Source organism: Ruegeria sp. BB10 (assembly GCF_056535725.1).
This window is the reverse complement of the sequence record NZ_JBQFIW010000003.1, coordinates 221355-234755: the sequence shown is the minus strand read 5'-3', so window position 1 is coordinate 234755 and position 13401 is coordinate 221355. Positions and strand designations below refer to the sequence as shown.

The window sequence follows — 13401 nt, the reverse complement described above, 5'->3', positions numbered from 1 at the left end:
GTTTTCTATTTCTGGAGGTCGGCGCGAATGCCGGATTTGTCCGAGTACCGTCAACTGGCAAAGGACATGTCAGTAGACGCCGTGGCGCTGGTGCCTGGCCCGAATTTCACCCGCGCTTTGGGAAAACCCTTCATGAGCCACGAACGGCCTTTCGTGGTTGTGATCCCAGCCGAAGGTGCCCCGGCCGCGATTGTGCCAAATCTTGAGCTGGGGTCATGGGCGCTGGTCGGGTTTGACGGCGCTGTCTTTGATTGGCGCGATCAAGCAGGCTATGACGAAGCCTTTGCCGCGCTGGCCGCGCATATGCCTCTGTCGTCACTGGCGGTCGAAGGTCAGGTGATGCGGGTTTTCGTATCAAAGGCGCTGACCCGCGCGATGCCCAACTTGCGCATTGTAGACGGCGAGCGTGAGATTTCCGGTCTGCGTATCATCAAGACCGATGAGGACATCGCGGCGCTACAGGCGGCAATTGATATCTCGGAGCGAGCGCTGGCGCGCGTCATCGAAGATGTGCGTATCGGTCAGACCGAGGTTCAGATCGAACAGGCCCTGATCCAGGCGTTGTTTGCCGAAGGCGCCGCCTCCTTGGCTTTTGCGCCGATTGTCGCCGCGGGCGATAACTCGGCTCAACCGCATGGTAAGGCGCGGGCGGATTACAGGATCAAACCCGGCGACGCGCTATTGTTCGATTTCGGTGCCCGCAAACACGGTTTTGCCGCCGATATTACCCGGACCTTTTTCGTCAAAGAGGTCTCGGACGAGGGCAGGGCGGTCTACGATACAGTCCTGCGCGCCAATCTCGCCGGTTTCGAGGCCTGCCGCCCCGGCGTGACCGCGCACGATATCGACGACGCGGTCATCAGCGTGCTTGAGGCCTCGCCTTTTGCCGACCGCATCCGCACCAAGACCGGACATGGTCTGGGCCGGGACGTCCACGAGGCACCGTATATTATGCGCGGGAATGACCAGAAAATCTTGCCCGGAATGGTTTGGACCAACGAACCGGGCCTTTATGATCTGGACAATTTCGGCGTTCGCATAGAAGATGACGTGCTTGTTACACGGGATGGCTGCCGGTCGCTGACCCGCTTTCCCAAAGATCTCACAATCATAGGTCGCTGATGTTTGGCTACTTACTCACACGCCTTGGCATGTTCGTTCCGACATTTCTGGGCGTGACGCTGATTTCCTTCATGTTCATCCGGGTCCTGCCCGGTGATCCCATCATCGTCATGGCCGGCGAACGCGGCATGACCGAGGAACGCTATCAGGAGATGGTCGAGAAGCTGGGCTTCGACAAACCGGTCCTGCAACAATACTGGGATTACCTTGTCGGCGTCCTGCATGGCGATCTGGGCGAGAGCTTTGTCACCAAAAAGCCGGTCTGGGATGAGTTCTTCGCCTTGTTCCCTGCCACGCTGGAGCTGTCGCTTTGTGCAATGATCTTTGCGGTGGCACTGGGATTGCCTGCCGGCGTGATCGCGGCGGTGAACAGGGGCAAGTTCTTCGATCGGGCGCTGATGTCGTCAGCCCTGGTCGGGTATTCGATGCCGATCTTCTGGTGGGCGCTGCTGCTGATCATCGTGTTCTCGGGCAATCTGGGCTGGACGCCAGTCTCGGGTCGGATTGACCTGCTGTATTATTTCCCGAGTGTCACCGGTTTCATGCTGATCGACAGCCTGCTGTCTGGGCAGCCGGGAGCGTTTGGGTCGGCCGTGAGGCACCTAATCCTGCCGACGATCGTACTGGGCACCATCCCGCTGGCGGTCATTGCACGTCAGACACGCTCGGCCATGCTTGAGGTTTTGGGCGAGGATTACATCCGCACTGCCCGCGCCAAGGGTCTGGCGCCGACACGGATCAACGGGCTGCATGCGCTGCGCAATGCGTTGATCCCGGTGATTACCGTGATCGGCCTTTCGGTCGGTACCTTGCTTGCCGGGGCGATCCTGACCGAGACGATTTTTAGCTGGCCGGGTATCGGCAAGTGGATGGTCGATAGCATTTTCCGCCGTGACTATCCGGTGGTGCAGGGTGGCCTGTTGATGATCGCGGTGATTGTCATGCTGGTGAACCTGCTGGTCGATGTCCTCTACGGCATCATCAACCCCAAAATCCGGAGGCGGTGATGGCTGAACTATCCGCAACCCCACCCAAAACCGAAGACCGCCCCAGCGCATTGCGCGAGTTCTGGTATTACTTCAGCGAAAACCGCGGCGCGGTCATGGGGCTTTGGGTTTTTGCCGTGTTTGTCTTGTGCGCCGCATTCGCTCCGCTGCTGGCGCCTTACGATCCGACGGAACAGTTCCGCAATCACATCCTGCAGCCCCCGGCGTGGCAAGAGGGGGGCAGCTGGGCCTTTCCGCTGGGCACTGACCCACTGGGCCGGGATATGCTGTCGCGCCTGATCATGGGATCCCGCTATTCCTTCTTTGTCGGCATCGTTGTGGTCTGTGTGGCCGTGACAGGCGGTGTGATCATTGGTCTGTTGTCCGGCTTTGCACCCAAATGGGTTGATACGATGATCATGCGGGTGATGGATATCATTCTGTCCTTCCCGTCGCTACTGCTGGCATTGGTTCTGGTCGCCATACTCGGGCCCTCGCTGACCAACGCCATGATCGCCATCGCTATCGTTTTTCAGCCGCACTACGTGCGTCTGACCCGTGCCTCGGTCTTGTCTGAACGTCAGAAGGATTATGTCACCTCGGCCCGCGTGGCCGGTGCCAGCAAAGCGCGGCTAATGTTTAAGACCGTGCTGCCCAATTGCCTGGCCCCGATCATCGTGCAGGCGGCGCTGTCCTTCTCGACCGCCATTCTGGACGCCGCAGCCCTTGGCTTCCTGGGCATGGGCGCGCAGCCGCCCACGCCAGAATGGGGCACCATGCTGGCCGAAGCGCGAGAGTTCATTCTTCGTGCATGGTGGGTTGTGACATTCCCCGGCCTGGCCATCCTGGTCACCGTGCTGGCCATCAACCTGATGGGCGACGGTCTGCGCGACGCGCTGGACCCGAAACTAAAGCGGAGCTGACGACATGAGCCTGTTGGACATCCGAAACCTCACCGTCGAATTCGCCACCGCTTCGGGGAAATTCCGCGCCGTGGATGGCGTCGATCTGTCCGTCGACAAGGGTGAGCTTATGGCCATCGTCGGCGAAAGCGGCTCGGGTAAATCCGTGTCGATGCTGGCGTTGATGGGCCTGCTGCCATGGACGGCTACGATCACGGCCGATCAACTGAGTTTTGAAGGCATCGACCTCACCAAAATTTCGGCTCGTGACCGCCGTAAGATCATCGGCAAAGACATCGCCATGATCTTTCAAGAGCCGATGTCGTCACTGAACCCCTGTTTCACAGTCGGCTTCCAGATCAAGGAAGCCTTGCGGATTCACCTCGGCCTGAATCGCAGGGATCGCCACCAGCGCGCCATCGAGCTGTTTGATCAGGTCGGTATCCCGGCCCCCGAAAGCCGCTTGAACACTTTTCCGCACCAGATGTCGGGCGGGATGAACCAGCGTGTCATGATTGCCATGGCCATTGCCTGCAATCCCAAGCTGCTGATCGCAGATGAGCCGACAACAGCGCTGGACGTGACCATTCAGGCGCAAATTTTGGACCTGTTGGTTCGGCTGCGGGACGAACAAGGGATGGGGCTGGTACTGATCACGCACGATATGGGTGTGGTCGCTGAAACCGCTGAACGGGTTCAGGTGCAATATGCCGGTCAAAAGGTCGAGGAGCAGCCAGTCAAGGACTTGTTCCGCACCCCGCGCCACCCCTATACGGCTGCCTTGCTGAGCGCGTTGCCAGAACGGGCGACCTCGAAACTGTTGCCGACTATTCCTGGTGTCGTGCCCGGTCAGTTCGACCGGCCCAAAGGCTGCCTTTTCAGCCCCAGATGCCAATATGCGGACGACCTCTGCCGATCTCTGCCGCCAACCCCGCACAGCGCGGATTTCGGTAAGGCCCGTTGCCATTATGTTGAAAAGATAACCGCCGGAGAACTGGCATGACCGCCCCCATCGTTCAGGCCAGCGCATTGGCCAGATTCTATTCTGTCAAAGGCGGATTGCTGTCGAAACCGGCAACGGTCAAGGCTCTGTCAGGTGTGGATTTTGACCTGCAACCCGGCAAAACACTGGCGATTGTCGGAGAATCCGGCTGCGGAAAATCCACGCTGGCGCGCGTGGTAACGATGATCGAAGAACCGACCTCGGGCAGCCTGACCATTGATGGGGTCGACATTACCCCGTCGAAATGGGCGCAAATGCGCGAGACGGTGCAGATCGTGTTTCAAGACCCCTATGGTTCGCTCAACCCGCGTCAGCGGATCGGGCAGATCCTGCAGGAACCGCTGATCATCAACCGCCCCGACATGTCTGCCGCCGACCGCGAGGCCCGAGCGCGTGAGATGATTGACCTTGTCGGCCTGCGCCCCGAGCACTACGACCGCTATCCACACATGTTCTCAGGCGGTCAGCGCCAGCGCATCGCAATTGCCCGCGCGCTGATGCTGAACCCCAAAGTACTTGTGTTGGACGAACCGGTCTCGGCGCTGGACGTGTCGATCCAATCGCAGATTCTGAACCTGCTGGTCGAGTTGCAGGAGCGTTTGAACCTTGCCTATCTGTTCATCTCGCACGACCTGTCGGTGGTAAAACATTTCGCAGATGATGTGATCGTCATGTATTTGGGCCGCGCAGTTGAAAAAGCCCCGAAAGAGCTGCTGTTCGCCGCGCCCCGTCATCCCTATTCGAAGGCTCTATTGTCTACGACACCTCGCGCTGACCCTGAGGCCCGGAAAGAGCGGATCAAGCTGGAAGGTGAATTGCCGTCCCCGATGAATATTCCCAAGGGCTGTGCCTTTGCGCAGCGGTGTTGGCTGGCCACCGAAGAATGCCGCGCCGCGCCGCCCGAGCTGAGCGGAGACAGGCATCAGGTCGCTTGCCTGCACCCGTTGGACTAAACCCACTTATTCGGTTTTACGCGTCGCCGTAATCATGGCTAGCAATTGTTCCTTGGTGCGCTGGATATGCCGGGTCAGCAGGTCACAGGCATCATCGACCCGACCCGCACGGGCCAGCGACAATAGCTCGCGGTGGTCTTTCTTGGCGGGTTCGCGTTGCTCCATGACACTTAGATGCATGCGAACATAGCGGTCGGACTGCACGTTTACCCGCTGAAGGATTTCGTTGCTCAGCCCGCGACCGGCAGCGGCGTAAAGCGCCATGTGATATTCATTGTTCAAGCTGCCCCAGCGGCCCACATCATATGCATCATAGGACTTTTCCATCGCATCCAGAATCCGATCGCATTCGTTGAAATCGGCGGCAGTCATCTGCTGAATGGCGCGTTTGAAAAGATCCACCTCAAGCAAGACCCGCAGGTCGAAAATCTCTCCGATTTCGGACAGGGAATGCGATGTGACCGCAGCACCTCGGTTGTTGGTTAGCTGCACGAGGCCCTCGGCATCCAGCCGTTTCAGCGCCTCGCGGATCGGCATGCGCGAGACGTCGTAATCCTCAGCCAGTGCCTCTTGACGAATGGTTTCACCTTCGGCGATTTCACCGCTCAGAATCCGCTCGCGCAGATCGTTGGTGATGACGTCGGGCAGGCTTTGTCGGGGGATCGCACGCGTTCTGGGCATTCACTTCGTCTCGGGTACTGGAAACTTGTATCCAAAATACAAAATGCCTGAACAATTTCCAAGCCCTTTGCATTAAGGATAACAATTAGGTGTCGCACGGATTCTGACGGACCATGAGCAGGGATTTCCCTGGTACGAAAATGGCGTTCTGACGGTACGAGACGAATTACAGGATAATTGACGTATTTATCTATGAAACAAAAGCGGCGCTTAAGAAAAATGGACGGGATCATGAATACATCCGACATTCGCAACGAAGGCATGCGCATCGGGGGGCAGATCGTTTTTACCGAGGCTACGGTTCCCGTTCACTACCCCTATACCAACGAGGTTATTGGCACGGTGCCAGCAGGCACCGCCGAACACGCACGCAAGGCTTTTGAGGTCGCTGCAAGTTATACCCCCAAGCTTACCCGGTACGAACGCAGCCAGATTCTGCAGCGCGCAGGTGAATTGATCGGTGAAAAACGCGACGATCTGGCGAAGTGGCTGACGCTGGAACTTGGCATCTGCCACCAGCATGCGATTTACGAAACCAAGCGGGCGCAGGATGTATTTCAGTTCGCCGCAGCCGAAGCGCTGAAGGATGATGGTGAGGTGTTCTCGTGCGATCTGACCCATAATGGCAAGCAGCGGAAGATTTTCACTAAACGCGAACCGGTCAAAGCCATCAGCGCGATCACGCCCTTCAACCACCCCCTGAACATGGTCAGCCACAAGGTTGCCCCGTCGATTGCCACCAACAATTGCATGGTCTGCAAACCGACCGAATTGACCCCGCTGACAGCGCTGACACTGGCTGACATCCTGTACGAGGCAGGGTTGCCGCCCGAGATGTTCCAGGTGGTCACTGGCTGGCCACAGGACATTGGTGATGAAATGGTCACCAATGAAAACATCGACATCATCACCTTCACGGGTGGGGTGCCGGTGGGCAAAATGATTGCTGAAAAAGCGGGGTTTAAACGTCAGGCGCTAGAGTTGGGCGGCAACGATCCCCTGATCGTCTTGAACGATCTGAGCGAGGCCGATCTGGACCGGGCCGCAGCCATCGCCGTGGCCGGGGCCACTGGCAATTCCGGGCAGCGTTGCACGGCGATCAAACGTATTCTCGTACAGGAAAACGTGGCGGATAGATTTGTGCCGTTGGTTCTGGAAAAGGCCAAGGCCATTCGCTTTGGCGATCCGCAGGGTCGTGAAACGCAACTGGGCTGCGTGATCCATTCCGAGGCTGCGGAACTGTTCGAAAAACGTGTTTACATGGCTGAAGGCGAGGGCGCGGTGATTCTCTACCACCCCGGTCGTCAGGGCGCGCTTTTGCCGCCGATTGTCGTCGACAAGGTTCCCCACACCAGCGAGCTGGTGATGGAGGAAACCTTCGGTCCCATCATACCCATCGTCCGCGTGCCGGATGATGACGCCAAGGTCATGGAAATCTCAAACGGAACTGCGTTTGGCCTGTCCTCGGGCGTCTGCACCAACGATCTGAACCGCGCGATTGCCTATATCAATGGTCTGAATGTCGGAACCTGCAATATCTGGGAACAGCCCGGGTACCGGATCGAAATGTCGCCTTTTGGGGGCATCAAGGACAGCGGCAACGGGGTCAAAGAAGGGGTCATCGAGGCGATGAAATTCTTCACCAACGTCAAGACCTACTCCTTGCCCTGGCCAGAGTAAGGGTGTTCAGCCCTGCACTACGTCCTGTCGTTGTACGCCCAGCCCTTGGATGCCCAGTTCCATCTTGTCACCGGGTTTCAGATAGATCTGAGGGGTCCGTCCCATACCCACACCCGGTGGTGTTCCGGTTGAGATCACATCCCCTGGCTGCAGTGACATGAACTGTGACAGGTGCGAAATGACTGTGGCCACACTGAAATGCATCGTATTGGTCGAACCATCCTGATAGCGATGCCCGTTCACCTCAAGATACATCTGCAGGTTCTGTGGATCGGCGATCTCGTCCCGGGTGACCAGCCAAGGTCCGATCGGGCCGAACGTGTCGGCCGATTTACCTTTGACCCATTGGCCCGAGCGGTGGAGTTGAAAATCCCGCTCGGACAGATCGTTGATCACACAATATCCGGCTACGTGGTCAAGCGCCTCGGCCTCGGAAATATATTTGGTGTGCTTACCGATGACGACGCCCAGTTCAACCTCCCAATCGGTCTTGACCGAACCGCGCGGGATTTCGACGGTGTCATTCGGACCTACGATGGCAGAGGTCGCCTTGAAGAAAACCACCGGCTCGTCGGGCAGGTCCAGACCGCTTTCGGCTGCGTGATCGGCATAGTTCAGGCCGATGCAGGCGAATTTACCAACATTCCCGACACACGCCCCAATCCGCGGATCACCGTCGACGACAGGCAATGTTCCAAGGTCGAGCCCACGCAGCCGCGCCATGCTTTCATCGCCAAGCATCGCGCCAGTTACATCGTCAACAATCCCCGACAGATCGCGGATTTTACCGGCCTCATCCAGAATACCGGGCTTTTCCGCGCCAACCGGCCCATAGCGTAACAGCTTCATATCCTGTTCCCTTTCAACTCAGTTGGTCCAGCCGCCGACGACGGCAATATGCTGTTCGATGTGACCAAATCACCGCCGCCTTGGGCGTGCAATAGACAAACCGGTGCGGTGCATACTTCAGGATCGTGCGACCAAGGGCATGTTGATCTTCGGCACGTCGGGGTCTGATCTTCGCAACCATAGGTATATAATCGCCGGGCCGCTGTTTTCTCATTTCGTATTTGCTGCCTATGTATGTTAGGCTCTGGGGTGTATATTTTCTGATATTAGTTAAAGGTAGTTGGTCCATTGTCAGACAAGTCCGACAGCGTATTCAAACTGCGCCCACTTGAAAAAGCAGATCTGGAGGTAATCACACCCTGGTTTCAGGATATCGAGGACCTCGGCCGATTTGATCGTACATCGCGGATTCCGTTCAACCTTGCGCAAACCGAAGACGTCTGGCGCGATGCATTTAGCGCGTCAGGCGGCAGCGGAAAGTGCTGGTTCGTTGTCGTCTCCAATAGCGGACAAGTGGTGGGGATTGTTGGGCTCGAGGCGATTTCCCCGGTAAACCGGGACGCGGTCATCGCCATGTTTGTCGAAAAATCGGTTCGGCGTTTGGGCCTTGCCATCAGAGCGACGGCACTGGTGGCGGATTTTGCATTCCGTCAACTGGGATTGAACAGGCTGACCTCGTATTACAGGCAGGATAATCATATCAGCCGCGACCTTGTGGAAAGACTGGGATGTCAGGTCGAAGGTACCATGCGGCAAGCCTGGTATGCAGACGGAACGTTTCATGACATGATTGTTGTTGGACTTCTCCGTCAGGATTGGATGAATACTCGTCCGACCCTGGCAAAAAGCATTAGCTCAGAAACAGTTGTGACTTTCGGAGAGAACGGGTGCCCAAGCTGGTCTTGGCCACCACAGGTTGATAAGTGTGACTAACGGGGTGTGCAATTGCTCTGCAAGCGCAGAGGCACATTTTGCTATAAGGTGACCATAGGGTTCGAACGCAGCCCCTAATACGAGTTATGAATGTGAACACCAAGAGTCCAAACTCTTCCATAACGCAGAAGCTGGGTGCAGTCTTGTTTGCCGATGTCGTCGGGTATTCCCGCCTGATGAGTGAGAACGAGCTGGACACCTATAACGCATTGAAATCGTTGATTTCTCATCTTGAAGAGACCTGTGCCCGTTTTCAGGGCCGGGTGGTCGAGGTGCGCGGCGATGGTATTCTGGCTTTGTTCGAAACTGCCACCAGTGCCGTGGAGTTCGGCGTCGAACTGCACCGCATTGCCAGCCAGCACAATCAGGATCGCGCCGAAAATCAACGAATCAACTTTCGCGCGGGCGTCCATCTGGGCGAAATCCTGATCGACGATCGCGGCATTCATGGCGACAATGTGAATATCGCGGCGCGTCTTCAGGAAATTGCTGAACCAGAAAGGGTTTACGTCAGTTCCGCCGTTTATGATCAGGTCTGTAACCGGCTGCGCTATGGCTATGAATTTCTCGGTCCTCAGCACCTGAAGAACATCCTTGCGCCTGTCTCGACCTATTGTGTCCGCAGCGAAGTCGCTGGCGCCACAATGGCCGGAACGATGCGACCGGATATGCCCGGGAATATTCTGGAACGTCCCGATACGCCCTCGGTGGCGGTTCTGCCCTTCAGCAGCAATGGCGGTGACGAATCCGACAGCTGGATTGCGGAAGGGTTGACCGACGACATCATCATGAACCTGTCCAAGTTCCGCAATCTGTTCGTAATCGCGCGGAACTCGTCCTTTTTCTTCAAGACGCAGGGGATGCCACCGAAAGAGGCCGCGCAAAAGCTCAACGTGCGGTATATCGCGCGGGGCAGCGTGCGTCGCTCGGCCAGCCGCATTCGGATCACGGCCGAACTGATCGATGCCTCAACCGAACGCACCATCTGGGGTGAGCGGTTTGATCGTAATATCGACGATATTTTCGACATTCTGGATGAGGTGACCGAGTGCATCGTGGCCGCAACCGCGGTGATGATCGAGTCGCATGAAAAGCAGCGGATGATCCAGTCGGTCCCATCCGACCTCGAGGCTTATGGCTCTGTTTTGCAGGGCCAATATCACATCTTCAAATACACCAGGAATGACAACCGGAAGGCGCAAAACTTCTATCAGAGTGCGCTTGACCGGGATGGGGGTTATGCACGCGCTGCGGCTGCCCTGTCACGAACGCTGAATATCGACTGGCGCTATTCCTGGTCCGAAGATCCTACGCAAGCCTTGGATCAGGCGCTGACTTTCGCACAGCGGGCGATTGAACTGGATCCCACGGACGCGCGCGGTTTTGGTGAATTGGGGTATGTCCACCTATACCGCAAGGAACATGACGCGGCCCTACAGTCGTATAGGCGGGCGTTGGCATTGAATCCCAACGACGCCGATATGCATTCAGATTATGCCGACGCGCTGGCTCACTACGGTGACAACGAAACGGCAATCACTCATCTGCAGCAGGCGATGCGGTTGAATCCATACTTCCCGGACCAATACTTATGGCATCTGGGTGGGGCATATTTCAATCTCAGGCAGTATCAAGACGCCATCGACGCCGTAAACAAGATGAACAACCCTACAGAAGGGCAACGTTTGCTGGCAGCAAGCTATGCACAACTTGGTGAAACCGACATTGCGCGTCAGATCGCGGATAAGCACCGTGTCGCGCATCCTAATTTTTCACTGGCACGTTGGGAAACAGTGCAGCCGGACAAGTTGGAAGAAGACACGCAACATTTTGTTGGGGGCCTGAAAAAGGCAGGTTTCTAAATAAAGACAGGCCCTGTTTTGCAAGGGCCTGCCGTGTTCTTTCCCGATACTGTAAAACTGCGTCAGTCTTCTGAGCCTCGTGCGCGCGCACCGCTGACCCTGGCTCCGCTCACACGGGCACCGCTGACGCGCGCCCCACTGACACGAGCTCCGCTGACACGCGCGCCACTTACGCGGGCTCCGCCGACGGCCGGGCTGTCAAAGCCGAAAAAGATATCCAGCAGAACCTGTTCAAACTGACCAGTCATTACATCCATCCGGACGGTGTAATCGGCCTTGTCATAGTCCCACACCTTGATGTCGTTGGCGATCTGATAATCAGCTGAAGCAACGCCTGAGAGGGTTGGGTCACTCGGGGCCCTGGACGCAAGGTTACCGGGTTTGTTGCCGTCGGTTGGGCTTTCGCCTTTACCGTGAACCAAAAAGATAGTGGGTTCGGGCAACTCATAATAGGTGCCTTCGTAAGAGAAACCATAGATACGTGCCAACCTGGCGTCATCGCCATATTGATCTTTGAGCTGCTGATTGGCTCCAAGTTTTTCTGAAAGTTCCTTGCGGAATACAAACTCTTGTTTATTGAAGCCAGTCGGCGTGGGTAACGTCTGCTCCCAATAACTATCTGCGTATTTGTCACCGTCGGTGACTTTAACGAGGGCGCCTTCTTTCACTCTCACCAGACTGTCTAGCGTGTAATTCACGCCACTATTCTTAGTCGTTACGGTGTAGATACCGTTCTTTTTCGGACGATTTCCGGTAATCAGAACCTTGTCGTTATTAGCGACTTCTTCACCGTCGATGGTGTCATCCGCGACGGACAAATCCTTGTTCAACTTCACCTTTTTTTTCGCAACAAGTCGAACAGTTTTATTCGCTGTCACATTCTTTGATGCTGCGACCTTAAGGTCAGTCAACAAACGGCCAAACAACAACACTTCTGAAAAACTGAGCAAGGATTCGGACATCTCATTTTCTCCCAACTATGGGATCGACGGAGTCTGAACCCTCATCTCCCCCCTTTAAATTAGACTCGAACAAATAATTCGAGCAAATACATTCCAATAATCACCCCAAGATTGCATGCCATAAAACCGTTTAAAAATAAAGGATTTTAGGCGCTAACCCGGCACCTGCGTGCGAACTGAATGGGAATGACTGTCTTCATCGGGGTCCGGCACGCGAGGGCCGGCCGTTGTCAGGCCGATATCGCGCATGCGGAAATTGCCTTCGATGATACGGCGGAAGGCGCCGCCGGTAATCTCTTGGTCGACAGCCAAAAGCGCCTTTTCCACTCCAAAATAGCTCAGCATATCCGCGTCTAGCCGCTCCCATGCGTCGGCCAGATAGGTGCCCAGATAATCGCGCGCTTCAATCAGGGCGGTGCGGAACCCTTCGGGGTTTTGGGCGTATCGTTTGTCAAAAATTCCCTGCATCACCCGGCTGTACTCAGGTGTGCCTTCCAGTTGATCTGACAGGTTTTCTTCTTCGGCTGAGATCAGGCCGTGTACCAGCAACCTCTCGTGATAGATATCGACAAAGACATCAAACATCGCGCCGGTCAGGGGTTCCGACAGGGCATGCTCGCTGGACCAACCGGCAGCGAATTCCGACAAAGAGCGGTCATTGGCGGCGATCCGGATTTGTGCGTTGTCCGACAGTTCTGCAAATCGGCTGAGACGGTTGAAGGTATAAAGATTACCCCGGGTGTTTTCGAGTAACGTGTCCACCACCGACCCGAAATGCAGTGACGCCAACAAGGCCACCAGATCAGCGGCGGATTCATGAAATCCGTAATACTCGCCCGAAGCATCGCCATCCGTCGGCATCCCGATCACGCTATAGATAATGGCATGGCCGATTTCATGCGCGACCACGTCGAAATTCAGGCTGTAGGGACGGTATTCATCTCCGTGTTCATGGGTGCCGCCAGTTTCCAGAAAACCCCAACCGATATGCGCATTGTCGAGGCTGGGCAGAAGTGACAGTTCCAGACGGTCGAAGTCGCGGGCAAAGTGCCATGGGATCGGACGGTCGAAATACCCCTGCCAAACATCCATGGTGAAATGGGCCGAACCATAAAGATGCGCTGCTTCGAAGGAGGGGTCGGTAGGATCGATATGGATGAAATTTCCGAATTCATCCGGCATGGCGGGCGGTTGGATATAGCCATCCCAAGGGGGCAGGTACATGCCGGGCCCGTTCGGCCCCGGTACAATTGCCCCATAAGGCGTGGTTTTGCCCACCGGGTGCACCGTGTACATGCGCGGCCCAGACGGTCCCGGGCCAACACTACCCTGAGGGGCAGAGATTTCGACCAGCTCCAGCGGGGCGTCAGGCTCAAGAAAGGGCGACTGTGGGTACAGCAGGAATCGGGTGCCGGGTTCTTCGTCTTCGATCTGTTCGGGGTAGTTCACAAAAATGCCCTCCCGTGTT

At 56.5% G+C, this 13401-nt stretch carries 12 protein-coding genes; 8 read left to right on the top strand and 4 right to left on the bottom strand.

Annotated elements, in window-relative coordinates:
- The first annotated feature begins 27 nt into the window (after window positions 1-27).
- The 5 genes from ACR3EP_RS21265 to ACR3EP_RS21245 are packed head-to-tail and all read left to right on the top strand — an operon-like array spanning window position 28 to window position 4966.
- Window positions 28-1122, top strand: coding sequence for a M24 family metallopeptidase (locus ACR3EP_RS21265; RefSeq protein ID WP_480639344.1), 1095 nt, complete (start codon window positions 28-30; stop codon window positions 1120-1122).
- Window positions 1122-2129, top strand: a complete 1008-nt coding sequence (locus ACR3EP_RS21260; protein WP_170350060.1) for an ABC transporter permease subunit — start codon at window positions 1122-1124, stop codon at window positions 2127-2129. The genes ACR3EP_RS21265 and ACR3EP_RS21260 overlap by 1 nt, the downstream gene beginning before the upstream one ends.
- Window positions 2129-3031, top strand: a complete 903-nt coding sequence (locus tag ACR3EP_RS21255; protein WP_425081988.1) for an ABC transporter permease subunit — start codon at window positions 2129-2131, stop codon at window positions 3029-3031. Before ACR3EP_RS21260 ends, ACR3EP_RS21255 begins: the two co-directional genes overlap by 1 nt.
- Window positions 3032-3035: 4 nt before the next feature.
- Window positions 3036-4013, top strand: a complete 978-nt coding sequence (locus tag ACR3EP_RS21250) for an ABC transporter ATP-binding protein (protein ID WP_170350062.1) — start codon at window positions 3036-3038, stop codon at window positions 4011-4013.
- On the top strand, window positions 4010-4966 hold the full coding sequence (locus ACR3EP_RS21245; RefSeq protein WP_170376836.1) for an ABC transporter ATP-binding protein: 957 nt from the start codon (window positions 4010-4012) through the stop codon (window positions 4964-4966). Before ACR3EP_RS21250 ends, ACR3EP_RS21245 begins: the two co-directional genes overlap by 4 nt.
- A 6-nt stretch (window positions 4967-4972) precedes the next feature.
- On the opposite strand, the gene ACR3EP_RS21240 is transcribed toward ACR3EP_RS21245, so the two are convergent.
- Window positions 4973-5647 (bottom strand): GntR family transcriptional regulator, encoded by a 675-nt coding sequence (locus tag ACR3EP_RS21240; RefSeq protein WP_170350064.1) that lies wholly within the window; start codon window positions 5645-5647, stop codon window positions 4973-4975.
- A gap of 231 nt (window positions 5648-5878) precedes the next feature.
- Here ACR3EP_RS21240 and phnY point away from each other — a divergent pair, with 231 nt between their 5' ends.
- The gene (gene phnY, locus ACR3EP_RS21235; protein ID WP_480639343.1) at window positions 5879-7327 is read left to right on the top strand and encodes a phosphonoacetaldehyde dehydrogenase; all 1449 of its coding nucleotides are present in this window, start codon (window positions 5879-5881) and stop codon (window positions 7325-7327) included.
- A 6-nt stretch (window positions 7328-7333) separates the two neighbouring features.
- On the opposite strand, the gene ACR3EP_RS21230 is transcribed toward phnY, so the two are convergent.
- Window positions 7334-8176, bottom strand: coding sequence for a fumarylacetoacetate hydrolase family protein (locus ACR3EP_RS21230; protein ID WP_170350066.1), 843 nt, complete (start codon window positions 8174-8176; stop codon window positions 7334-7336).
- 288 nt (window positions 8177-8464) lie between these two features.
- On the opposite strand from ACR3EP_RS21230, the gene ACR3EP_RS21225 reads away from it, so the two are divergent.
- Both ACR3EP_RS21225 and ACR3EP_RS21220 read left to right on the top strand, forming a co-directional pair.
- Window positions 8465-9109 carry a GNAT family N-acetyltransferase gene (locus ACR3EP_RS21225; protein ID WP_170350067.1) on the top strand — a complete coding sequence of 215 codons (645 nt, stop codon included), beginning with the start codon at window positions 8465-8467 and terminating at the stop codon, window positions 9107-9109.
- Between the two features lie 143 nt (window positions 9110-9252).
- The gene (locus ACR3EP_RS21220) at window positions 9253-10971 is read left to right on the top strand and encodes an adenylate/guanylate cyclase domain-containing protein (RefSeq protein WP_254428490.1); all 1719 of its coding nucleotides are present in this window, start codon (window positions 9253-9255) and stop codon (window positions 10969-10971) included.
- Between the two features lie 62 nt (window positions 10972-11033).
- Here the strand turns inward: ACR3EP_RS21220 and ACR3EP_RS21215 are convergent, their stop codons facing one another.
- Both ACR3EP_RS21215 and ACR3EP_RS21210 read right to left on the bottom strand, forming a co-directional pair.
- Window positions 11034-11933 carry a hypothetical protein gene (locus ACR3EP_RS21215; RefSeq protein WP_480639342.1) on the bottom strand — a complete coding sequence of 300 codons (900 nt, stop codon included), beginning with the start codon at window positions 11931-11933 and terminating at the stop codon, window positions 11034-11036.
- 153 nt (window positions 11934-12086) lie between these two features.
- Window positions 12087-13382: a gluzincin family metallopeptidase gene (locus tag ACR3EP_RS21210; protein WP_480639341.1), complete on the bottom strand. Its 1296-nt coding sequence runs from the start codon at window positions 13380-13382 to the stop codon at window positions 12087-12089.
- Window positions 13383-13401 lie beyond the last annotated feature (19 nt).